Origin of the sequence: Sphingomonas montanisoli, assembly GCF_008274695.1 — a bacterium.
Taxonomy (GTDB): Bacteria; Pseudomonadota; Alphaproteobacteria; order Sphingomonadales; family Sphingomonadaceae; genus Rhizorhabdus; species Rhizorhabdus montanisoli.
This window is the reverse complement of record NZ_VTOU01000002.1, coordinates 526,347-548,238: the sequence shown is the minus strand read 5'-3', so window position 1 is coordinate 548,238 and position 21,892 is coordinate 526,347. Positions and strand designations below refer to the sequence as shown.

Below are 21,892 nucleotides of genomic sequence, written 5' to 3'. Positions count from 1 at the left end.
TAAGACTTGATCCTTGTGAGCCGCCCGCGCTTGCGGGCAGGCCGGTGAGCCGATAGGCGATATGCCCATGACCGACCAGCCCCAAAACACCAGCTTCTCCCCACCCGGCGTGCCGGTTCTCCCGATGGTGAACTGGGGGGGATTGCGTGCCCTATATGTGAAGGAGGTGCGCCGCTTCTTCAAGGTGCAGCTGCAAACGGTATGGGCGCCGGCCATCACGACGCTGCTTTATCTGGTGATCTTCACGGTCGCATTGGGCCGCGGCGGGCGCGAAGTGATGGGCCATCCCTTCGCCAGCTTCATCGCCCCCGGCCTGATCGTGATGGGTATGATGCAGAACGCCTTTGCCAATGCCAGCTTCTCGCTGCTCGCCGGCAAGATGCAGGGCACGATCATCGACTATCTGATGCCGCCGCTGTCGACCGCCGAGGTGGTGGTGGCGCTGGTCGGCGCATCGGTGAGCCGCGCCATTCTCGTCGGCTTCGCGGTGTGGCTGGTGATGCTGCCGTGGCCGGGCGTCAACGTGATGCCCGAGCATATGTGGGCGGTGATATGGTTCGGCCTGATGGGATCGACGCTGCTGAGCCTGCTGGGCCTGCTCACCTCGATCTGGGCCGACAAGTTCGATCATGCGGCCGCCGTCACCAATTTCGTGATCGCGCCGCTGTCGCTGCTGTCGGGCACCTTCTATTCGGTCGATTCGCTCCACGCCGGATTCCAGGCGGCGAGCCACGCCAACCCGTTCTTCTATGTCATCTCGGGCTTCCGCTACGGCTTTCTGGGCGACGCCGATTCGCCGATCCTGACCGGCGCGATCGTGCTGCTGGCGGTGAACCTGGTCCTCGGCTGGCTGTGCTATGTGCTGCTGGCCAAGGGCTGGAAGGTGAAGAGCTGAACGACGTCCGCTTCACGCCTTCGGGCGTCCGCCTGCGTCGGCACGCGGCCCGGCCGGGCGACCTCAACTGGCTGTTCCTGCCCGGTGGCCCCGGCATCGGATCCGAAAGCCTGATCGAGCTGGCCGAGGCGATCGACGTCCCCGGCACGATCTGGCTCGTCGATCTGCCGGGCGACGGATCGAACCAAGACGCCCCCGGCGCACCGGCCGATCCCTACACCGTCTGGCCGCAGGTGCTGATCGAAGCCGCGCAGGCGCTGCCCAACGTCGTGTTCGCGGGCCATTCGACGGGCGGCATGTATCTGCTCGCCACGCCCGAACTCGCGACACATATCGTCGGCCTCGTGTTGATCGACACCGCGCCCGACGCAAGCTGGCACCCGCGCTTCGTTGCGATGACCGAACGGCACCCGCTGCCGGCGGTCGACGAAGCCGCCGCCATCTACGAGTCCGATCGACGTGACGAGAATATCGCCGCGATCGCGGTCGCCTCGGCCGAATGGAATTTCTCGCCTGCCGGCCTCGGGGCGGGCCGCGATCTTCTGTCGCGCATGCCCTATTGCAGCGCCGCCGTGGACTGGTCCGAAGCCCATTTCGATCACGTCTACCGTGCGACGTGGTGGCCCGAATCGATTCCGACCTTGGTGCTGGCAGGCGCCGAGGATCGGATCGTCTGGCAAGGCGGATGGAATGACGCCCGCTTGCATACGCCCAACGCGTCCTTCGGGACGATCGCGGGCGGCGGGCATTTTCCGTGGATCGAGAATCCCGATGCGGTGAATGCGGCGTTCGCCGAACTGGCTGCGCGCCTTCCAACCCCCGCCTAGAAGATCAGCCCCAGCGACACGCGCATGTCCTGCAAGGCCTGCTGGCTGTCGATCGGGCGGAAGTTCGAGAAGCGCGCGCCCAGATTGACGCGGCCCATCGTCGCATTGGTCGACAGGTTGATCTCGTCGCCATTGCGGAAGGCGATGCCGTTGGCGGCGAAGCGGCGGTAGTTGGTCTGCGTCGCCGACAAGTCTCCCAAGTCGTAGGTGCTGCCGATCAGCCAGTAGGTCGGCGCGACGGTGGCGCCGTTGGTCAGCGCGCCGTCCTGACGGTTATAGCCGATCGCATAATCGAGCCGCGTGCCGGTCGCGAGCTTGCGGGTGCCGGTGAAGCGCGCGCCATAGACCTGGTTCATCAGGCGGAAGTCGCTGTGCGCGGCGTGGCGCTGATCGACCTGATAGGCATAGGTGCTGAGCGTGCCGAAGCGGTTCTGCCAGTCGAGCTTGGCAAAGATATTCTGCCCGCCGACTGTTTCGGGGATCAGCGCGTCGCCTTCGCGCGCCCACAGGCTGCGGCTCGACCAGGCATAAGCGAGGTCGGCGTGAAGCCCGGGCAGCGCGGCCCATGTCACCCGTGCGGCATCGAAGGTCTGTTCGCCATCGCGGTCGCCCGCATAATTGCCGGCGAGGCCGATCTGCTGGCGGCCGAGCGCGACGGTCGTGCCCGGCAAACCATTATAGCGCAGCGCGAACTGGTTGAGCTGGAGCGAGTCGGGGCGGCTTGCGCTCGACGCGGTGGTTTCGCTCGTTTCCTCGCCCGTCGCATCGATCGTCCGGCGCACGACCACCGCGGCATCGCTCTGCGCGACCAGCGACCAGCTGCCGTCGTCGATCATGACGCCCGGCCGCGCGCGCATCACGAAGGCGTCGTTGGTGCCGAGCAACCTGTCGCCCATCGTCTGTTCGTAACGGAACTGCGTGCCGAACATCGGCGACAGCTCGATCCCCTGCGCGAAGGCGGGGAGAGCGGAAGAAGCCAACAGGGCGAAGCACAGGAAACGCATAGGCGACCCAGTTTGAACCAGTGATTCTCTCGGAATTGAGGGCTTTTTACCAATTTTCCAGGGGACGCGCACCGGCTTTGCGACGGATCGTTGACGGGTTGCGCCGTGCCCCTCTATATGCGCGCTCCGATCGGCGGCCTGGATGGCCGCCTTTTGCGTTTTCGGAGCTTTTCACGTCGATTTCTTGAAGGAAGGGAGTTCTTGCCATGACCATCACTCCGCTCATGCCGGTTTATCCGCGGTGCGGCGTGCGTCCGGTCCGAGGCGAGGGCTGCTACCTGATCGGCGAGCGCGACGAACGTTATCTGGATTTCGCGAGCGGCATCGCGGTCAACCTGCTCGGCCACGGCCACCCTGCGCTCGTCAAGGCGATCGCAGATCAGGCGGCGACGCTGATGCATGTATCGAACCTCTACGGGTCGCCGCAGGGCGAGGCCTTCGCTCAGAAGCTGGTCGACAAGACCTTCGCCGACACGGTGTTCTTCACCAATTCGGGCGCCGAGGCGGTCGAGTGCGCGATCAAGACGGCGCGCCGTTACCACTATGCCAACGGCAACCCTGAGCGGACCAAGATCATCACCTTCGCCAACGCCTTTCACGGGCGGACGCTGGGGACGATCTCGGCCACCAACCAACCGAAGATGCGCGACGGATTCGAACCGCTCCTGCCCGGGTTTGAGGTGGTCGCGTTCAACGATCTTGCTGCCGCCGAGGCGGCTGTCGACGATGCGACCGCGGGTTTCATGGTCGAGCCGGTGCAGGGCGAAGGCGGCATGACCCCGTCGAGCCAGGAGTTCCTGCAAGGGCTGCGCCGCATCTGCGACGAAAAGGGTCTGCTGCTGATCCTCGACGAGGTTCAGTGCGGTTATTGCCGCACCGGCACCTTCTTCGCGCATGAGCAATATGGCATCACGCCCGACATCATGGCCGTGGCCAAGGGCATCGGCGGCGGCTTCCCGCTCGGCGCGTGTCTCGCGACCGAGGAAGCCGCCAAGGGCATGGTGATCGGCACCCACGGATCGACCTATGGCGGCAATCCGCTCGCCATGGCGGCCGCCGAAGCTGTGTTCGAGGTCGCGGTGAACGACACGTTCCTGGCGAATGTCCGCGCGATGGGCGATCGGCTCCGCCAGGCGATCGAACAGATGATCCCGAACCATGACGACGTGTTCGACAGCGTACGCGGCATGGGCCTGATGATCGGCATCAAGCTCAAAGACGCGGTCGAGGCGCGGGCGATGGTGGCGCATCTGCGCGACAATCATGGGCTGCTGAGCGTGGCGGCGGGCGAGAATGTCGTCCGCATCCTGCCCCCGCTGGTGATCGACGAAAGCCACATCGCCGAATGCGTCGAAAAGCTGTCGGCGGGCGCGCGGACCATTGGCGGTGCATCGTGACGATCCGGCACTTCACCGACCTCGCCGATGCGGGCACCGACGGGCTGAAGGCGATGCTGGCGGCGGCGAAGGCGCGCAAGCAGGCGCGTGCGGGTCTTCCGAAGGGCACCGCCGACAAGGACGCCCCCCTCGCCGGCTTCACGCTGGCGATGATCTTCGAAAAGAACTCGACGCGCACCCGCGTGTCATTCGACATGGCGATGCGCCAGTTGGGCGGCACGACGATCGTGATGGACGCGGGCAGCATGCAGCTCGGCCGCGGCGAAACCGTCGCGGACACCGCGCGTGTGCTCAGCCGCTATGTCGACGCAATCATGATCCGCACCGACGATCATCAGAAGATCATCGATCTGGCGAAGCATGCGACGGTGCCGGTCATCAACGGCCTGACCGACGCATCGCATCCGTGCCAGATCATGGCCGATCTTCTGACCATCCTCGAGCATAAGGGGACGGTCGATGGACTGCGCTGGGCATGGCTGGGCGATGGCAACAACGTCCTCCACTCGATCGTCGAGGCGGGAAGCCTGCTGGGCTTCCCGGTCGCGGTCGGATGCCCAGAGGGCTATGATCCCGATCCGGCGGTGATCGACGCAGCCAAGGCGCGCGGCGGCGATGTTCGCATCACCCGCGATGCCGCGGATGCAGCAGCGGGCGCCGACGTGATCGTCACCGACACCTGGATCTCGATGGGGCAGACCGACGGCGCGGAAAAGCTCGCCGCGATGATGCCCTTCCAGGTCGACGAGGCGCTGATGGCCAACGCTGCCAAGGATGCTTCCTTCCTCCACTGCCTGCCCGCGCATCGCGGCGAGGAAGTGACCGACGCGGTGATCGACGGCCCGCAGTCGCTGATCTGGGACGAGGCGGAGAACCGCCTCCACGCCCAGAAGGCCGTGCTGCTGTGGTGTCTGGGTAAGCTCTGACAACTCATCCTTCCCCGCCAGGGGGAGGTGGCGCAGAAGGCGACGGAGCGGGAGGACGCGATACCTCTGATTGGTCGCCGCCCTCCCCCTCCGTCCGCTGCGCTCACACCTCCCCCTGGCGGGGGAGGATTGAGACGCTCTTGAAATCCTCACCCCTCACCATGACTTTGGCGCCATGACCACCGTTTCGATCGACTCCGCCCTCGGCTTCACCATTCCACATCGCCATGCGCGCGGGCGGATGGTGCGGCTTGGGCCGGCGCTCGACACGATCCTGTCGAAACATGCTTATCCGCCGGTGGTCGCCACCCTGCTCGCGGAAGCACTGACGCTTGCGGCGCTGCTGGGATCGACGCTCAAGGAGGATGACGGCCGCCTCACCCTGCAGGCGCAGGCCGAAGGTGGTGCGGTCGACCTGCTGGTCGTCAACTACGAAGCCGGCGTGCTGCGCGGCTATGTGCGCCACGATGCCGATCGCGTCGCGGAAATTCCGCGCGATCCGTCGCTGTTCGCGTTGTTCGGGAAAGGCTATCTCGCGATCACCTTCGATCTGCCTGCAATCGGCGAACGCTATCAGGGGATCGTCCCGCTCGAAGGGACGTCGCTGTCGCAGGCGGCGGAAAGCTATTTCGCGCAGTCCGAGCAGTTGCCGAGCGTCATCCGGCTGAGCGCCGCGACCGACGCCGACGGCACCCATGTCGCGGGCGGCATGCTGATCCAGCATCTGCCCGAAGGCGAGGAGGGGCGCGACCGCATCCACACGCGCATGGACCACCCCGAATGGGATCATGTCCGCGCGCTGGCCGAAACGGTGAAGCCCGACGAACTGACCGACCGCACGCTGGGCTTCGACGCCTTGCTGTGGCGACTGTTCAACGAGGATGAGGTCCGCACGCTGCCCGAACTCGCGCTGTCGCAGGGTTGCCGGTGCGATCCCGAACATTTCCGGTCGGTCATCGCCCGCTTCCCCACCGACGAGCGCGTGGAGATGGCGGACGAGAATGGAGAGATCCACGTCGACTGCGAATTCTGCTCGACCCGCTACTCGATATCGCTCGAATCGCTCGACGCGTGAAATATTCCCGTGCCGGACGTCACAGCGGGACCATAGTTCGATTGTAATCTGTTCCTTCGAATCGGCGGTTGGTCGAAAGTTTCTGGCCGGGATCGAGCGGCCGGGACAGGGTCATGCCGATGAAGACTGGGGAAGACATGATGATACGGGCGAAAATCGGCGTGATGATTTTGGCGGGGATCGGCGGGATCGCGATTGCCGAGCCCTATCAGCCCAAGCTGGCCGCGCTCGCGGCGATCATGCCCGGGCAGTGGGAGGTCACCAGCGACGCCACCCACAGCAAGACGATGTGCGTGAACGATCCCGCAGCACTGCTCCAGATCGCGCATCACGGGCCGATGTGCAGCCGCTTCATCATCGCCAACGAAGCCAAGACCGCGACGGTCAGCTATAGCTGCAAGACCGGCGGCTATGGCCAGACCAACCTGCGCGTGCAGGAGGATGGTGCCCTCCAGATCCGGACCCAGGGCATCCTGAACAACGAGCCGTTCGATTATTCCGCGACCGCCAAGCGCTCCGGCGCCTGCGCGACGACGGCGAGCGCGCCGCGGCGTTAACGCCCGCGCCGCGTCGGTGCGTTGAAGTCGGGATCCTTGCCCGCGATCCAGATCCGGAACTTCGCGATCGCCGGATTTGCCACCACGTCATCCCGCGAAAGCTTCGCGAGTTCGGCGTTGGAGAAGGTGGCGTGGATCGTGCGGTGGCAGATCGGGTGGACGGGGACGGTCTCGCGCCCGCCCCGGCTCTTGGGGAGCGGGTGATGCCATTCGGTGCGGACGCCGAGCGGGCGGCCGCATAGCCAGCAAGGATCCGCGCCGCTCAATCCCCGCGTCTCAGCCCTTCCGGAGCGCGGACGGCTTGTGGGCGGCGCGCTTGCCCTCGTCGGTTTCGACGAGAAATTCGGGATTGTCCTTCGACGCCGCGACCTTGTGACCCTTGATCGTCATCGGGCTCGTGACCTTCTTCACGATCTTGCCATGCGCTTCGCCGCCGTGGCTGCTCCAGCTTACCTTGTCGCCCGCCTTCATCGCCGATCTCCTTCGCGCAGAAGAACGGACAAGCGGCGGGCGGGGTTCAACCCGCGCGGCGGGCCGTGACGATCTTGACCGGCTTGACGAGGAACTGGCCCTTCATTCCCGGCGGCCCTTCGGTGGGCGAAACGGGCGATGCGAGGATCTTCTTCACATTGTCGAGCCCGGTCACGACATGGCCGAAGGCGGCATAGCCCTGATTGTCGCCGGGTGCCGAAGGATTGGCGTTCATATAATCCATGTCGCCGACGATGATGAAGAACTCCGACGTTGCCGAGCCCGGCGCGTTGCGGCCCATCGAGATGGTGCCGCTGACGTGGCTGATCCCGGTCTTCGTGGTCGGTTCGTGCGCGATCGGCGGAAACATCTGGCGCGGATCGAACTTCATCCCGCCCTGCACCAGCCCCTGATCGGTGAGGCCCGGCACGGGGACGACGCGGTAGAAGGTCTTCCCGTCATACCGCTTCGTATCGACATATTTGAGGAAGTTGGCGACCGTGATCGGCGCCTTGTCCTTGTCGAGTTCGAGCAGGATCGGCCCCTCGCTGGTCGTCAGCGTGACGCGCACCGTGCCCACGCGCTGGGGCGGCGGGCCGGGCGGTGGCGCGGGTGTTGCGACAGGCGCCGGTGCGATCGGTGGCGCATCCTGCGTGACGACCGGGGTGGACACGAGCGCGAGCGCGGCGGCGAGGGCGATGCGAATCATGCGGCTATCCTAACAATCGAATCCTCCCCCGCCAGGGGGAGGTGTCAGCGCAGCTGACGGAGGAGGAGGACGGTGAGTGGCCCGTAACCTCCCCCTCCGTCGCCTTTGGCGCCACCTTCCCCTGGCGGGGGAGGATTAGGATGTCACCGCACCATCGACCGAAGGCCACAATGGTCCTGGCTTTTGTGGCCTTCGGATTCAGGCCGCTTCCCGAAGGGCTTCGGGCCATTTCGCCCACCACGATGTGCCGGGCAGGAAGCCATCGGTACGACGGCGCCAGCCGCGGCGATATTTAGCGTTGGTCGGCCGCGTCGCGATGATGCGATCGTAGAAGGCGTAGCGTTGCTCGGCCCAGAGATCGGCCGCCTCCTCGATCGGATGTTCGCGCAGGAACTGGTGATAGGCAGCAGCGGTGCGTTGCCCGATCTGCCCGTCCGGGCTGGCGCCGACCATCCGTTGCAACAGCTTGGCCGCCTGCCCCGGCCCCGCGCCCCAGCCCATGTCGACCAGCGAAGCCGTGACCTGATTCCACGGCAACAGATCGAAATCGGGCTTGTCGTAATAAGCCCGCACCCCGATCGCCACCGCTTCCTCGATCCTGAGCGCCTGCATGTCGGCGGGTGTGATCCGCGTGACCCCGCGATGCGCCGCCAGCGCCGCGCCGGTCACGCCATATTGCGATCCGACGAGGACTGGCTTCTGCCCTTTTTCATAGAACCAGTTGCCGGTGTCGTCAGGGTCGACCGAAAGCCCGCCCTCCCACGTCCGGATGAAATCCTCGATCACCGCTTCGATCTTCATGTCGCAGCCCCCACAGCCATTCCCATCCCACGAGTGGATTTATCATGCCCCGAAGCGTGTAGGAAAGAACAAACAAAGAACATAATATGAGACGCATCCGAAACGGTGCTGGTGCGTTCAGGCGAAATGGATCAAACACCCCGCTCTGCCATCCTGATCGTCAACGCGCTGTCGCGACAGGGGAAGGAGCAGTTCGATACGGCCTGCGCCGCCCTGAAAACCGCAGGCATCGAGCTGATCGAGGCCATCGCGATCGACAAGCCCGGCACGCTGGTCGATCGGGTCGAGGCGGCGGTGGCGAAGAAGCCGCCGATGCTGATCGTCGGCGGAGGCGACGGATCCTTGTCGTGCTCGGTCGACTCGCTGGTCGGCACCGATATCGTTTTCGGCATATTGCCGCTCGGCACCGCCAACAGCTTCGCACGCACGCTGGGCATCCCGCTCGACCTCGACGGCGCGGTGAACGTGATTGCGAATGGCGAGGAGCGCCGGGTCGACGTCGGGATGATCGACGACGATTATTATTGCAACTGCGCCGCGATCGGCCTGTCGACCAAGATCGGCGACCGCATCCCGCCGATGCTCAAGAAGACGCTGGGCCGGCTCGGCTATCTGATGTGGGCAAGCTACCAGTCGCTTAAGTTCAAGGGTTTCCGATTGACCGTGACGATCGACGGCAAGTCCGAAACGCTGAAGGTGGTCGAGGTGCGGATCGCCAACGGCCCCTATCATGGCGGGGTCGAGCTGGTCGACGATGCCGATCCGCAGAGCGGCGAGATCGTGGTGCAGGCGGTGGTCGGCAATTCGCCCACGCAACTGGGCTGGAGCTGGTTCGCAAGCTGGCTGCGGCTCAAGTCGCGCAAGGACACCACCCGCGAATTTCACGGGCGCGAGATACGGATCGAAACGCAGCCGCCGCAGAAGATCTCGATCGATGGCGAGGTGCTGGCGAAGACCCCGGTCACGGCGAAGGTCGCGCGCGCAGCGGTGCTGGTGATGGCGCCGGCCGCCTCCTGATCTTCTCCCGGAGGGAAAGGATCAGCCTTCAGCTTACGAATTCAGGATCTTGTGGATGTCCCACGCCACGGCCGCGAAGTTGCGGCTTTCGCTCCGCGCCGCGCCGGCGGCGACGCGCGGCGGGAGGAATGGCTTCAAGCGGCGCGCATCTTCACGGAGCAGGACGCGCAGGCGCTGCATCAGATCGCGCACGGCGTGGCGATAGCTGGGCCAGCGATCCTCGGTCGGGCGGCCACGCCACCGTTCGGCATGGGCGCGGAAATCTTCGTAAAAGGCGATCGCGGCGGCGCGCGCCTCGGCGGCGCGCTTCGCGGCGAGCGGGCGTTCATCGGCCATCAGCGGCAGGAAGACCTGCGCATCGAGATGGCTGAGGTGGAGCAGCATTTCGCGTGTGAAGGCCCAACGCTTCTCGGTCTGGGCCGGCCCTTGCTCGACATAGCCGCCGGCGACCAGAGCTTCGATCTGGTCGATGGCGGCAAGAAGGCGGGCTCGCTCGGCGGCGAGCGCGTTCAACGCGTGGTGCCCGCCAGTGACATGCCGGCGTGCGGGCGCAGGCCGAGCTCGGCATCGAGCCACGCCTCAGCCTCCACCACCGTGGGGAAGACACGTTGGGTATCGGCCGTTTCGCCGCGACGGCCCTGCATCCGCGAGAGCGACGCGCCCACGCCCACCGCAACGCGGCGGGTATAACGATAGGGGCCGGAGAAGATGTGCTGTGCCAGCGCGACGATCGCCTGCGGCGGCATCGACGATCGGGTCGCGTCGATCAGCAGATCGAACTTGCCCTCCCCCAGCGACGCCCGCTCCGCCGCGAGCCGATCGCGCAGGTCGAGGAACTCGTTGACCGGCAACAAGCCCGAAAGCGTCAGCAGCAAACGCTGCCGCGTGGGAAAACGCATGAACTCAACCATCACAACCCTCAACGCAGGAAGGCCATTATGGCTGCACACGGCTAAGAAGTCCTTACGTGTACGTCACAGCAATTGTGAACTTTGGTATATTGTGGCGGGTGATGCTTAGAACCACACCACAAACATCGGGCCGTTGAGGTCGGGCATCGCAGCCGCCGTCATGCCGAAGGGGACGGCAAGCGCGAGGCCGACGGCGACGAAAGCGCGGATGCCGGCGGCGACGGGCGATGTGGCGAAGAAGGTGGTCATCGGGGCAACTCCCTGAAAGCAATCTCTATGGGAGTGCTTCTACGGGGTGAATCCATCACCGAATGTCGCGGCCGAAAGCCCGTTGAAATGTTGTGAAATCTTTGGGTGCGAGGCGTTCGCAGTCAGGCGAGCGGGCCGGCGGCGAACGCAGCCTTGTCGATCGCGTAGACGACATGTTCGGGGACATGCGGCTTGGCGGGATCGCGCCAGCGGCGGATTTCGATCCCGCCGATCTTCTCCATCGCGCGGCGCGAACGGATATTGTCGATACCGACGCGAAAGATGACGCGATCGACGAAGCGAAAGGCGTGGACGAGCATCGTCCGCTTGACGTCGCGGTTGATGGCGCCGCCCCAGTGCGCGCGGGCGAGGAAGGTCCAGCCGATCTCGGCCTCGCCGGGTTCGGCATAACGGACCGAGAAACGCGACGATCCGATCAGGGCGCCGGTGGCGCGATCGTGAATCGCCATGCCGCCGCCTTCGGCCATCGTATCGTCGAACAGAGCGTCGAACACCGGGCGCTGCCAGCGGGTCGGGGTCGGGTGGACTTCCCAGATCAGCGGATCGGCGGCGACGGAATGAAGCGCATCACGATCGGCCGGGACGAGCGGGCGCAGGCCCACGCACTGCCCTTCGAGGATCGGCGCGAAATCGAACGCGGTCGTCATGCCGGGCTGGCGGTCGCGATCGGTTCGGGTTCAAGCTCGATCTTCTCGACAAGCGCGCCGCGGCGCCAGTTGCCCTTGAGATAATAGGTCGTCGCCATCGCCACCGTCACCAGCGACGAAGCCGGGAACGCCCACCACAGGGCGTCGAAGCCGAGCCAGAACTGGCCGAGCCGCGCAAAGGCGATGCGGAAAACGAGCAGGCCCAGGAACATGATGATCAGCGGCACCGTGACCGCCCCGTTCGCGCGCACCGTGCCGAACAGGACGAGCGTGCTGCCCGAGATCAGGAAGCTCCAGCCCGCGATCCACTGAATGCGTTCGGCGACCTCGATCGACGGGCTGCCGGCGCCCAGGAACAGGCCCAGAGCGGGGCGATCGAGGATCGTGATGATCGCGACCAGCACCGCGGTCATGATGAAGTTGAACAAGAGCCCCCGGCGCGTGATCAGCCGCACCCGATCCCAGCGGCCCGCGCCGATATTCTGCGCGGCCATCGCGCTGACCGCCGCGCCCATCGCGAGCGCGGGCATCTGCACGTAATTCCACAGTTGCAGCGCGACGCCATAAGCAGCGGCGGTATCGACACCGGCATGGTTGACCAGACCGATCATCAGCAGGCCACCCAACGTCATCACCAGCATCTGCAAACCCATCGCGAAACCCTTGGTCACGATGACCTTGAGCAGCCTGGGGTCGGGAATGAGGTAGCCAAGTTCATGCCCGCGCAGGCGGATCGGCAGGTCGCGCCAATAGACGACCGACAGCATCACCACCATCGAGACGAAACTCGACGCGAGGGTGGCGGTGGCCGATCCGGTGATGCCCATTTCGGGGAACGGACCGATCCCCGCGATCAGAAACGGATTGAGACCCGCGTCGACGATGATGCCGATGATCATCGCCCAGAGCGGCGTCATCGCGTCGCCGACGCCGCGCACGCTCATCATCAGCAGCGTGTTGATTGCCATGAACGGCATGCCGAGCAGCATGACCTTCAGATAGGCAGAGGCGAGCTGCGACGCCTCCTTCGGCGTGGCCATCAGGTAAAGCAATTTGTCGGTCATTGCGATGCCGACGATCGCGACGACGATCGAAGTGCCGAGAAACAGCCCCGCCGCCGATCCGACCGCGCGGCGGGCGCCGTCGATATCGCGGCGGCCCATCGACTGTCCGATCAAGATGGTCGCGGCCATGCCGAAGCCGAACAGTGCCGAGAAGCACAGGAAGATGATGTTGGTCGTGTTCGCGGTCGCAGCGAGCGCATTCTCGCCCAGGAAGCGACCGATCCAGACGGTGTTGATCGACGCATTCGCCGACTGGAGGACGTTCGACAGGAGCGTCGGCACCGCGAACATCAGCAGCGACCGCCCGATGGGCCCCTTCGTCAGATCATGCGGCCCCATTGCCCGCTTGCCGCCGGAAGGCGGAGTCTCGCTGCTCGATTCCATCACTCGTCCCCGTATCGGGGATGCCCGTAGCAGCATATTGCAGCGCAGCGCCAGTTGCGCGGTCGTCCAGAAATTGTCGCGATAGCGCCAAGGGGGATGCTTAATCCTCCCCCGCCAGGGGGAGGTGTCAGCGCAAGCTGACGGAGGGGGAGGACACGATGATCTGGAGTTAGCCGCTAACCTCCCCCTCCGTCGCCTTCGGCGCCACCTCCCCCTGGCGGGGGAGGATTATGATGTCAGCCCAGCCGCGCGAGCGCGGCGCTCAGGCGTTCGGCTTCCTGTGCCTTTTCGGCGTGATCGGCGCGGGCCTTGTCGATCGCTTCGGGCTTGGCCTTTTCGACGAAGGCGGGGTTGTTGAGGCGGTTGGCGAGGCTGTCGCGCTCCTTCTCCGCCGCCACGATCCCCTTCGACAGACGCGCGCGCTCGGCATCGAGATCGATCACGCCTTCGAGCGGGAGGACGAAGGTGGCTTCGTCGACCACCACCTGCGCGGCACCACCGGGAGCGGCCTCCGCCGTCATCTCGATGCGCGCGAGGCGCGAGATGGCGGCGGCGTTGCGGGTGAGGCGCGCCTGCGTATCGGCGCTGGCATCGCGCGCGAAGGCGGAAAGGCGCGCGCCCGGCGGCACATTGAGGCCGGTGCGCGCGGTACGGATTTCCGAAACGAGCCGGATCAGCCAGTCGATCTCCTGCGCGGCGGCCGGATCGATCGCGCGGGCATCGGCCATCGGCCACTTCGCGACGATGATGTCGTACGGGCGATCGCCGAGCGCGTGCCACAATTCTTCGGTGATGAAGGGCATGAACGGGTGGAGCATGACCAAAATCTGGTCGAGCGCCCAGCCAGCGACCGCGCGGGTCTCGGCGGCCTCCGCAGCGTCCGCGCCTTCAGCCAGAAGCGGCTTGGTGAGTTCGATATACCAGTCGCAGAACGAACCCCATGCGAACTGGTAGATCGTGTTCGCGGCCTCGTCATAGCGCAGATCGGCGACGGCGAGGTCGAGCGCCTGGACGGTCTTGATCGTTTCCGCGACGATCCAGCGGTTGACCGGCAGGGTGGCGGCGGGCGCCTCCAGCGTGGTCGATGCGACGATGCCGTTGGACTGGGCGAAGCGCGCGGCGTTCCACAGCTTCGTCGCGAAGTTGCGATAACCCTCGACCCGCTTCTCATCGAGCTTGATGTCGCGGCCCTGGCTTTCCATCGCCGACAAGGTGAAGCGCAGCGCGTCGGCACCATACTTATCGATCAGGCCGAGCGGATCGACCGTATTGCCCTTCGACTTCGACATTTTCGAGCCGTCGGCGGCGCGGACGAGGCCGTGGAGGTATAGCGTCCTGAACGGCACCTCGCCCATGAAGTGCAGCCCCTGCATGATCATGCGCGCATCCCAGAAGAACAGGATGTCGAAGCCCGAGATCAGCACGTCGTTCGGGTAATGGCGCTGGAGCGTCTTCGTCTGTTCCGGCCAGCCGAGCGTACCGAAAGGCCACAAGGCGGACGAGAACCAGGTGTCGAGCACGTCGGTGTCGCGCGTGATCTTCTTGTTGCCGGCGAGCGCCTGTGCGGCGGCCTCATCCTCGGCGACATAGACTTCGCCGTCGGCGTCGTACCAGGCCGGGATCTGGTGGCCCCACCACAGCTGGCGGCTGACGCACCACGGCTGGATGTTCTCCAGCCAGTTATAATAGGTCTTGGTCCAGCTTTCGGGGACGACCTTGATCGCGCCCGAGCGCACGGCTTCCAGCGCGGGGCCGGCGAGGGTTTCGGCGTCGACATACCATTGGTCGGTCAGCCACGGTTCGATCACCACGCCCGAACGATCGCCATAAGGCGTCTGGATCGTGCGCGGTTCGGCATCATGTTCGACGCCTTCCTTGTCGACGTGCGCGATCAGGACGCCATCGGCCTTGAGCCGTTCGACGACCTTCTTGCGCGCATCGAACCGATCCATGCCGATATAGTCGGCGGGGATCAGGCCGTCGGCGGTCTGCACCACCTTTGCCTCGGCATCGAGCATGTTGAGCATGTCGGCGGGCTTGAAGCCCGCGCGCTTGCCGACCTCGAAATCGTTGAAGTCGTGGCCCGGCGTGATCTTCACCGCGCCCGAACCCAGCGTGGGATCGGCATGTTCGTCGGCGACGATCGGGATTTCACGGCCGGTGATCGGCAGGCGGACCTTCTTGCCGATCAGCGCCTTGTAGCGATCATCGTCCGGATTCACCGCGACCGCCATGTCGGCGAGCATGGTTTCGGGGCGCGTGGTGGCGACCGAGATGGTGCCGCTGCCATCCGCCAGCGGATAGGCGAAGTGCCAGAAGCTGCCGCGAACTTCCTTCGTCTCGACCTCGAGATCGGAGATCGCGGTCTTGAGGCCCGGATCCCAGTTCACCAGCCGCTTGTCGCGATAGAGCAATTTCTGATTGTAGAGATCGACGAACACCTTGAGGACGGCCTTCGAAAAGCCTTCGTCCATCGTGAAGCGTTCGTTCGCCCAGTCGCACGAGGCGCCGAGGCGGCGCAGCTGGCGCGTGATCGTGCCGCCGCTCTCTTCCTTCCACTCCCACACCTTGTCGATGAAGGCGTCGCGGGTGAAATCGGTGCGCTTCTGGCCGGCGGCGTTGAGCTGCCGTTCGACCACCATCTGGGTCGCGATACCGGCATGATCGGTGCCGACGACCCAGAGTGCGTCCTTGCCCTGCAGGCGCGCGTGGCGGATCAGGATGTCCTGCAGCGTATCATCGAGCGCGTGGCCGATGTGGAGCGAGCCGGTGACGTTGGGCGGCGGGATGACGATCGTATAGGGTTCGGCATCGGGGCGTTCGGGACGGAACAGGCCCGTCTCTTCCCAATATTTATACCAGCGCGCTTCGATGGCGGCGGGGTCGAAGGTTTTGTCGATCGTCATGGGGTGGCGCTTTAGCCACCCTGCGCACATCTTCCAATCCCCACATCCGTCATCCCGGCGGAGGCCGGGATCTCAGGAGGTGGGGAGATAAGGCCACGGCAAGAGACGCCTGAGATCCCGGCCTCCGCCGGGATGACGATTATTGCTTAGCAGCCGCCGCGAGTTCGGCGTTGCGCTTGGCGGAGGCTGCGAGGGTGCGCTTGAGCAAGTCCTTCAGCGCCTCATCCGCGTCGAGGACGTTCAGCCCCTCGCGAGTCGAGCCGCCGGGGCTGGCGACGCGATCGGCGAGCGTGGAGGCGCTTTCGTCGGAGGCGGCGGCGAGGAGGCCCGATCCCTTGACGGTGGCGGTCGCCAGACGGGCGGCCTGATCGGCGGGGAGGCCCAAGGCGGTGCCCGCTTCGGCGAGCGCGTCGATGAAGCGGAACACGAAGCCGGGGCCGCAGCCCGACAAGGCCGTGACCGCATCGAACAGCTTTTCCTCGGCGATCCATTCGGTGAGGCCGAGCGGGGCGATCAGCGCCTGAGCCTCATCGCGGGTCTCCGCGTCGGCGTCATCGGAGAAAAGCGCGCTCACGCCCTCGCCGATCGAAACCGGCAGATTGGGCATGACGCGGACCGTGCTGGTCGCGCGGAAGGCGGCGGAGAGGGTTTCGGTTTCGACGCCCGCGAGGATCGACAGGAGCAGGCGCGGCCTACCGGCGAAGATGTCGCGCACCGCGCCCATCTGCTGCGGCTTGACCGCGAGGACGAGGATGTCGGGCGCGGCATCGGCCGGGAGTTCGCGGTGGAGGGTGACGCCTTCGGGCAACCCCTCGACGAAAGGATCGACGACGGTGATCTGCCGTGGGTCCGCCCCCGCCGCAATCCAGCCGCGCAGCATCGCGCCGCCCATATTGCCGGCGCCGATCAGCCAGAGGGGGGTGGTGAGGGAAAGGGTCATTCTTATCTCCGTCACCCCCGCGAAGGCGGGGGCCTATCCAGACTCTCCGCGTGAGATGTCACTGGATGGGTCCCCGCCTTCGCGGGGATGACGAATGGGGTCAAGCTTCCCCGCGCGTCTCGATCATCGCGGAGGCGATCGCGTCGGCGGGCGACTTGTCCGACCACAGGACGAACTGGAACACCGGATAGAAGCGCTCGCATTCGTCGATCGCGGTTTCGACCAGCGTTTCGGCCTGATCGAGCGTCAGCACCATATCGTCGCTGCGTTCGAGAAGCGCCGCGTGGCGGAACAGCACCAGACCCGACGACTGCCACAGTTCGAAATGGCCGAGCCAGAGCTGTTCGTTGATCAGGCCCATCGTCTCGTACACCGCCGAACGCTTGTCCGTCGTGACGCGGATGTCAGGGAAGGCGAGGAATTGGAGGACGCTGTCCTCCTCGCGCCACACCGCGCGCAGCTCGTACTTCGCCCAGCTGCCGGCATATTGGGCGACGACCTCGTCATCGCCCTGGCGCTCATGGCTCCAGCCGTGCGCCGCGAAATATTGTTCGAGCAGGTCGATCGGCGTGCCCGAAAAGCGCACCGATTCAAAATCGTCCACGTCCATGCCTTCTCCCCCGGGATGGCGCTGGATAAGCCGTGGCGCGGATGGCGCGACGGTTCAAGCCGCAATAGCCGGCAAATCCTACAAAGCTGTGGATAGTGTCAGCCTTTTGTCTTGGCCTCGAGCGCGTCGAGGCGGGCGCGCAGGGCATCGGCCTCGTCGCGTGCGGCGACGGCCATTGCCTTGACGGCCTCGAATTCCTCGCGGCTGACGAAATCGAGCCCGCCGATCCAGTCCTTCGCGCGGTCCTTGATGCCCGCTTCGGCCTCACGCCCCATGCCGGCGATCGTGCCGGCGGCGCCGTTCATCATCTTGACGAAATCGTCGAACAGGCGGTTTTCGGACTGCATTGCAATGCTCCTATCAGCGATTTCGAGGTGGATGGCATCTGCCGGATCGAAATCGCGGCAATCAAATAATCAAAGCGAAATCTGGGTATCCGAGCTGCCCGGCGCAAGCCGTTCAGCATCGGGGTTCAATACGTGGATCTGGTAATTGAGGCCGGTCGCGAAGCCGAGCCACAGGATATAGGGCACGAACAACAATCCCGCGACGGGCCGGATGCGCCAGAAAACCGCCGCGACGACGACGTTCAACAGCGCCAGCGCGACGATCAGGCCCAGCGCGGCCGTCACCTGATGCGCGGCGAAGAATAAGGGCGACCAGGCGAGGTTCATCACGAGCTGGATCAGGAACAACGTGATCGCCAGCCCCCTGCCCTTCGCGCGACGGGCGTTGAGGATCATCGCGAAGGCGAGGCCCATCAGGACGTACAGGATCGTCCAGGCGAGGCCGAAGGCCCAGCCCGGCGGCATGATCGCGGGCTTCACCAGCGCATCGAACCACGGATTGCCATAGCCCGATTGCGAAACGCGGCCCGACAGGATGCCCAGCAGGACGATCGAGGGCACGGTGACGAGCGCCCAGCGGAGATAAGACAGGCGCAATTGGCCCGGGGAAGCGAGTTCGTTCATTCGATATCCTTCGTCACCCCCGCGCAGGCGGGGGCCCATCCAAAGCCTGCCCCTGTGGACAGACGGGATAGGTTCCCGCCTTTGCGGGAATGACGGCTGTGATTGGATGCCATTGCCTCACCCATGCCTCTCGCTCGCTTCGCTGTCGAGATCGGGTGCGGCGAGATGTGCGGCCAGCAGGAATTCGACATTGCCTTCCGGCCCGGTGATCGGGCTGGGCACCACGCCTTCGACGCGCCAGCCCTTCGAACGGGCCCAATCGGCGGCGGCATCGCAGACGCGCTGGTGGATCGCTGGATCGCGCACCACGCCGCCTTTGCCGACTTCGCCCCGCTCCGCTTCGAACTGCGGCTTCACGAGCGCGACGAGTCGCGCGCCGGGCTTGGCGAAGGTCAGCGGGGTATCGAGCACCTTGGCGAGCGCGATGAAACTCGCGTCGCACACGATGACGTCGACCGGCTCGGGGATTTCCGCGGCGGTGAGGTGGCGCGCATTGGTCTGTTCGTGGACGATGACGCGATCGTCCTGGCGCAATTTCCATGCAAGCTGGTTGGTGCCCGAATCGACCGCATAGACCCGCGTCGCGCCCTTGGTCAGCAACACGTCGGTAAAGCCGCCGGTCGACGAACCGACGTCGATCGCAACCGCACCGGCCACGTCCCAGCCGAAATGATCGAGCGCGTGGGCGAGCTTCACCCCGCCGCGCGACACCCAGGGATGATCGCGGCCGCGCACCTCCAGCGGGGCATCCGGCCTGATCGGCTGGCCGGCCTTGGCGATCTTCGTCTCGCCCGAAAAGACGAGGCCGGCGAGGATCAGCGCCTGCCCCCGCGCGCGGCTTTCGACGAGGCCGCGATCCACCAACATTTGATCGACGCGAATTCCGGCGGCCATCGGGAATCCTGTGCTTGGGAAATGGTGGGCGCTGACGGGCTCGAACCGCCGACCCTCTCGGTGTAAACGAGATGCTCTACCAACTGAGCTAAGCGCCCCAAGCCGATTGATCGTCTCCCTATTGGGATTCGTCGCGTATGGGAAGCCCACAGCTATTTGCCGCATTGCAGCATCCCCGGCGCGCGGTTAGGGGTGGCTCGGGTCGGCCATGTAACAATTGTGTCGACCGAGCCGGCTACCGACGGCATGACGTCGCGACGAGTGGGGTGGGAAACATATGCGTATCACGATGATCGGCACGGGTTATGTGGGTCTTGTGTCCGGCGCCTGCTTCGCCGATTTCGGCCATGACGTGTGCTGCGTCGACCTCGACAAATCGAAGATCGACAAGATCGAGGCCGGCATCATGCCGATCTTCGAGCCGGGCCTGGCCGAGCTGGTCGCGAGCAACGTCCGCGCCGGACGGATCACCTTCACCACCGACGTGGTCGAGGGCGTCAAGGATGCCGACGCCGTGTTCATCGCGGTCGGCACGCCGTCGCGCCGTGGCGATGGCCATGCCGATCTCAGCTATGTCTATGCCGCGGCCAAGGATGTCGCGCTGGCGGTGACCAAGCCATGCGTGATCGTCACCAAGTCGACCGTGCCGGTCGGCACCGGCGACGAGATCGAGCGCATCGTCGCCGAAGTCGCGCCTGACAAGCAGATCTGGGTCGCGTCGAACCCCGAATTCCTGCGCGAAGGCGCGGCGATCGAGGATTTCAAGCGCCCCGACCGCATCGTCGTCGGCTGCGAAGGGCCCGAAGCGACCAAGGTGATGCAGGACGTCTATCGTCCGCTCTCGCTCAACAAGGCCCCGCTGATGATCACCGCGCGCCGTTCGGCCGAGATGATCAAATATGCGGCCAACGCCTTCCTGGCGACCAAGATCACTTTCATCAACGAAGTCGCCGACCTGTGCGAAAAGGCGGGCGCGGACGTGCAGGAGGTTGCGCGCGGCATCGGGCTGGACGGACGGATCGGCTCCAAATTCCTCCACGCCGGCCCGGGCTATGGCGGTTCGTGCTTCCCCAAGGACACGCTCGCCCTGCTCAAGACCGCCGAGGACAATGACGTGCCGCTGCGCATCGTCGAGGCGGTCGTGACCGTGAACGACAACCGCAAGCGCGCGATGGGCCGCAAGGTGATCCACGCGATGGGCGGCGAAGTGCGCGGCAAGACGGTTGGCCTGCTCGGCCTCGCGTTCAAGCCCAACACCGACGACATGCGCGACGCGCCGTCGATCGCCATCGTCCAGGCGCTGCAGGATGCGGGCGCGAAGGTGCGCGCCTACGACCCCGAAAGCGTCGAACAGGCGAAGATGGTCATGAAGGACGTCGAGTTCGTCGCAAAGCCCTATGACGTCGCCGACGGCGCTGACGCGCTGGTGCTGGTGACCGAATGGGACGCCTTCCGCGCGCTGGACCTGAAGCGGATCGCGGGGATGCTGAAGGCACCGATCCTGGTCGACCTGCGCAACGTCTATCCGCCCGCCGACGTGGCTGCGGCCGGCTTGCAATATACCGGCATCGGCCGCGCGCAGTAAGGGATCGATCAAGATGGCGACCGACAAGCCTTTCACCGTCCTCGTCACCGGCGGTGCCGGCTATATCGGGAGCCATGCGGTCCTCGCCCTGCTCGATGCGGGATGGAAGGTCGCGGTGATCGACAATCTGGTCACCGGCTTCCGCTGGGCCGTTGCCGAGGGCGCGACCTTCTATCAGGGCGACATCGCCGACGAGGCGCTGCTGGCAAAGATCATCGCCGAACAGAATGTCGGCGCGATCATGCACTTCGCCGGATCGGTGGTGGTGCCCGAATCGGTGAGCGACCCGCTCAAATATTATCACAACAATACCGCCAAGAGCCGCAGCCTGATCGGCAGCGCGGTGGCGGGCGGGGTGAAGCATTTCATCTTCTCGTCGACCGCGGCGACCTACGGCATTCCGGACGAAAGCCCGGTGCGCGAGGATACTCCGACCGTGCCGATCAATCCCTACGGCATGTCGAAGCTGATGACCGAGGCGATGTTGAAGGACGTCGCCTTCGCGCATCCGATCAACTATTGCGCGCTGCGTTACTTCAACGTCGCGGGCGCCGATCCCGAAGGGCGTTCAGGCCAGTCGACCGCGGGTGCGACGCACCTGATCAAAGTCGCGGTCGAGGCGGCGACGGGCCGGCGCGAGTCGGTCGCGGTGTTCGGCACCGACTATGCGACCCCGGATGGCACGGGCGTGCGCGACTATATCCACGTCAGCGATCTGGCGGCGGCGCATATCCACGCGCTGGAGACGCTGATCGCCGACCCGGCGACAAGCCACATCATGAATTGCGGCTATGGCCGGGGTTTTTCGGTGCTGGAAGTGCTCGACGCGGTCGATCGCGTGACCAACCAGACGATCGTGCGCAAGCTGGAGCCGCGCCGCGCTGGCGATCCCGATGCGCTGATCGCCGACAACAGCCGTATCCTGGCGACGACGCCGTGGCGGCCCAAGCTGGCCGATCTCGACACGATCGTGGCCCATGCGCTCGCGTGGGAACGCAAGCTGGCGGAACGGGGATAATCCCCGCACCGCG

25 protein-coding genes and 1 tRNA gene are annotated in these 21,892 nt (G+C 65.3%); 9 read left to right on the top strand and 17 right to left on the bottom strand.

Going from position 1 to position 21,892, the window contains the following annotated elements; translation table 11 throughout:
* Positions 1–67: 67 nt before the first annotated feature.
* Positions 68–895, top strand: coding sequence for an ABC transporter permease (locus FYJ91_RS08370; protein ID WP_181008402.1), 828 nt, complete (start codon positions 68–70; stop codon positions 893–895).
* The gene (locus tag FYJ91_RS08365; RefSeq protein ID WP_219822569.1) at positions 853–1,722 is read left to right on the top strand and encodes an alpha/beta fold hydrolase; all 870 of its coding nucleotides are present in this window, start codon (positions 853–855) and stop codon (positions 1,720–1,722) included. The genes FYJ91_RS08370 and FYJ91_RS08365 overlap by 43 nt, the downstream gene beginning before the upstream one ends.
* Here the strand turns inward: FYJ91_RS08365 and FYJ91_RS08360 are convergent.
* Positions 1,719–2,726, bottom strand: a complete 1,008-nt coding sequence (locus FYJ91_RS08360; RefSeq protein WP_149521807.1) for a hypothetical protein — start codon at positions 2,724–2,726, stop codon at positions 1,719–1,721. The genes FYJ91_RS08365 and FYJ91_RS08360 overlap by 4 nt on opposite strands.
* Before the next feature lie 206 nt (positions 2,727–2,932).
* Between FYJ91_RS08360 and FYJ91_RS08355 the strand changes: the two genes are divergently transcribed.
* The 4 genes from FYJ91_RS08355 (at position 2,933) to FYJ91_RS08340 (ending at position 6,681) form a co-directional block, all read left to right on the top strand.
* Entirely contained in the window at positions 2,933–4,123 is a 1,191-nt protein-coding gene (locus FYJ91_RS08355) for an aspartate aminotransferase family protein (protein ID WP_149521806.1), read from the top strand.
* The gene (argF, locus tag FYJ91_RS08350; protein ID WP_281290581.1) at positions 4,120–5,049 is read left to right on the top strand and encodes an ornithine carbamoyltransferase; all 930 of its coding nucleotides are present in this window, start codon (positions 4,120–4,122) and stop codon (positions 5,047–5,049) included. The genes FYJ91_RS08355 and argF overlap by 4 nt, the downstream gene beginning before the upstream one ends.
* 175 nt (positions 5,050–5,224) lie before the next feature.
* On the top strand, positions 5,225–6,124 hold the full coding sequence (gene hslO / locus FYJ91_RS08345; protein WP_149521804.1) for an Hsp33 family molecular chaperone HslO: 900 nt from the start codon (positions 5,225–5,227) through the stop codon (positions 6,122–6,124).
* Between the two features lie 119 nt (positions 6,125–6,243).
* Positions 6,244–6,681: a DUF3617 family protein gene (locus FYJ91_RS08340; protein ID WP_149521803.1), complete on the top strand. Its 438-nt coding sequence runs from the start codon at positions 6,244–6,246 to the stop codon at positions 6,679–6,681.
* Here FYJ91_RS08340 and FYJ91_RS08335 read toward each other — a convergent pair.
* From FYJ91_RS08335 to FYJ91_RS08320, 4 genes are all read right to left on the bottom strand, one after another.
* Positions 6,678–6,947, bottom strand: coding sequence for an HNH endonuclease (locus tag FYJ91_RS08335; protein ID WP_149521802.1), 270 nt, complete (start codon positions 6,945–6,947; stop codon positions 6,678–6,680). The two genes, FYJ91_RS08340 and FYJ91_RS08335, sit on opposite strands and share 4 nt — an antisense overlap.
* Positions 6,948–6,957: 10 nt before the next feature.
* Complete coding sequence (locus tag FYJ91_RS08330; protein ID WP_149521801.1) at positions 6,958–7,152, bottom strand: hypervirulence associated TUDOR domain-containing protein; 195 nt, start codon at positions 7,150–7,152, stop codon at positions 6,958–6,960.
* A 46-nt stretch (positions 7,153–7,198) separates the two neighbouring features.
* Positions 7,199–7,861 (bottom strand): peptidylprolyl isomerase, encoded by a 663-nt coding sequence (locus tag FYJ91_RS08325; protein ID WP_149521800.1) that lies wholly within the window; start codon positions 7,859–7,861, stop codon positions 7,199–7,201.
* Between the two features lie 198 nt (positions 7,862–8,059).
* On the bottom strand, positions 8,060–8,662 hold the full coding sequence (locus FYJ91_RS08320) for a glycoside hydrolase family 108 protein (protein ID WP_149521799.1): 603 nt from the start codon (positions 8,660–8,662) through the stop codon (positions 8,060–8,062).
* Positions 8,663–8,788: 126 nt separating this feature from the next.
* On the opposite strand from FYJ91_RS08320, the gene FYJ91_RS08315 reads away from it, so the two are divergent.
* On the top strand, positions 8,789–9,679 hold the full coding sequence (locus FYJ91_RS08315; protein ID WP_149521798.1) for a diacylglycerol/lipid kinase family protein: 891 nt from the start codon (positions 8,789–8,791) through the stop codon (positions 9,677–9,679).
* Positions 9,680–9,712: 33 nt separating this feature from the next.
* Here the strand turns inward: FYJ91_RS08315 and FYJ91_RS08310 are convergent, their stop codons facing one another.
* The 12 genes from FYJ91_RS08310 to FYJ91_RS08260 form a co-directional block, all read right to left on the bottom strand.
* Positions 9,713–10,192, bottom strand: a complete 480-nt coding sequence (locus FYJ91_RS08310) for a hypothetical protein (RefSeq protein ID WP_149521797.1) — start codon at positions 10,190–10,192, stop codon at positions 9,713–9,715.
* Complete coding sequence (locus tag FYJ91_RS08305; protein ID WP_149521796.1) at positions 10,189–10,578, bottom strand: hypothetical protein; 390 nt, start codon at positions 10,576–10,578, stop codon at positions 10,189–10,191. Before FYJ91_RS08305 ends, FYJ91_RS08310 begins: the two co-directional genes overlap by 4 nt.
* Positions 10,579–10,695: 117 nt before the next feature.
* Positions 10,696–10,839: a hypothetical protein gene (locus FYJ91_RS20555; RefSeq protein WP_181008401.1), complete on the bottom strand. Its 144-nt coding sequence runs from the start codon at positions 10,837–10,839 to the stop codon at positions 10,696–10,698.
* 122 nt (positions 10,840–10,961) lie between these two features.
* The gene (locus FYJ91_RS08300; protein ID WP_149521795.1) at positions 10,962–11,507 is read right to left on the bottom strand and encodes a GNAT family N-acetyltransferase; all 546 of its coding nucleotides are present in this window, start codon (positions 11,505–11,507) and stop codon (positions 10,962–10,964) included.
* Complete coding sequence (locus tag FYJ91_RS08295; RefSeq protein ID WP_246152533.1) at positions 11,504–12,955, bottom strand: MATE family efflux transporter; 1,452 nt, start codon at positions 12,953–12,955, stop codon at positions 11,504–11,506. The genes FYJ91_RS08300 and FYJ91_RS08295 overlap by 4 nt, the downstream gene beginning before the upstream one ends.
* 236 nt (positions 12,956–13,191) lie before the next feature.
* Positions 13,192–15,861 (bottom strand): valine--tRNA ligase, encoded by a 2,670-nt coding sequence (locus FYJ91_RS08290; RefSeq protein WP_149521794.1) that lies wholly within the window; start codon positions 15,859–15,861, stop codon positions 13,192–13,194.
* A 139-nt stretch (positions 15,862–16,000) separates the two neighbouring features.
* Complete coding sequence (gene proC, locus FYJ91_RS08285; RefSeq protein ID WP_149521793.1) at positions 16,001–16,801, bottom strand: pyrroline-5-carboxylate reductase; 801 nt, start codon at positions 16,799–16,801, stop codon at positions 16,001–16,003.
* Positions 16,802–16,901: 100 nt separating this feature from the next.
* The gene (locus tag FYJ91_RS08280) at positions 16,902–17,411 is read right to left on the bottom strand and encodes a type III secretion system chaperone family protein (RefSeq protein WP_149521792.1); all 510 of its coding nucleotides are present in this window, start codon (positions 17,409–17,411) and stop codon (positions 16,902–16,904) included.
* A 98-nt stretch (positions 17,412–17,509) separates the two neighbouring features.
* Positions 17,510–17,758, bottom strand: coding sequence for an accessory factor UbiK family protein (locus FYJ91_RS08275; protein WP_149521791.1), 249 nt, complete (start codon positions 17,756–17,758; stop codon positions 17,510–17,512).
* 69 nt (positions 17,759–17,827) lie between these two features.
* Positions 17,828–18,382, bottom strand: a complete 555-nt coding sequence (locus FYJ91_RS08270) for a TspO/MBR family protein (protein WP_149521790.1) — start codon at positions 18,380–18,382, stop codon at positions 17,828–17,830.
* A 117-nt stretch (positions 18,383–18,499) separates the two neighbouring features.
* Positions 18,500–19,276 carry a TlyA family RNA methyltransferase gene (locus FYJ91_RS08265; protein WP_149521789.1) on the bottom strand — a complete coding sequence of 259 codons (777 nt, stop codon included), beginning with the start codon at positions 19,274–19,276 and terminating at the stop codon, positions 18,500–18,502.
* A 22-nt stretch (positions 19,277–19,298) separates the two neighbouring features.
* Positions 19,299–19,374: transfer RNA gene (locus tag FYJ91_RS08260), tRNA-Val, on the bottom strand.
* Between the two features lie 179 nt (positions 19,375–19,553).
* Between FYJ91_RS08260 and FYJ91_RS08255 the strand changes: the two genes are divergently transcribed.
* Both FYJ91_RS08255 and galE read left to right on the top strand, forming a co-directional pair.
* The gene (locus FYJ91_RS08255) at positions 19,554–20,861 is read left to right on the top strand and encodes a UDP-glucose dehydrogenase family protein (RefSeq protein ID WP_149521788.1); all 1,308 of its coding nucleotides are present in this window, start codon (positions 19,554–19,556) and stop codon (positions 20,859–20,861) included.
* A gap of 13 nt (positions 20,862–20,874) precedes the next feature.
* Positions 20,875–21,879 (top strand): UDP-glucose 4-epimerase GalE, encoded by a 1,005-nt coding sequence (galE, locus tag FYJ91_RS08250; RefSeq protein ID WP_149521787.1) that lies wholly within the window; start codon positions 20,875–20,877, stop codon positions 21,877–21,879.
* Positions 21,880–21,892 lie beyond the last annotated feature (13 nt).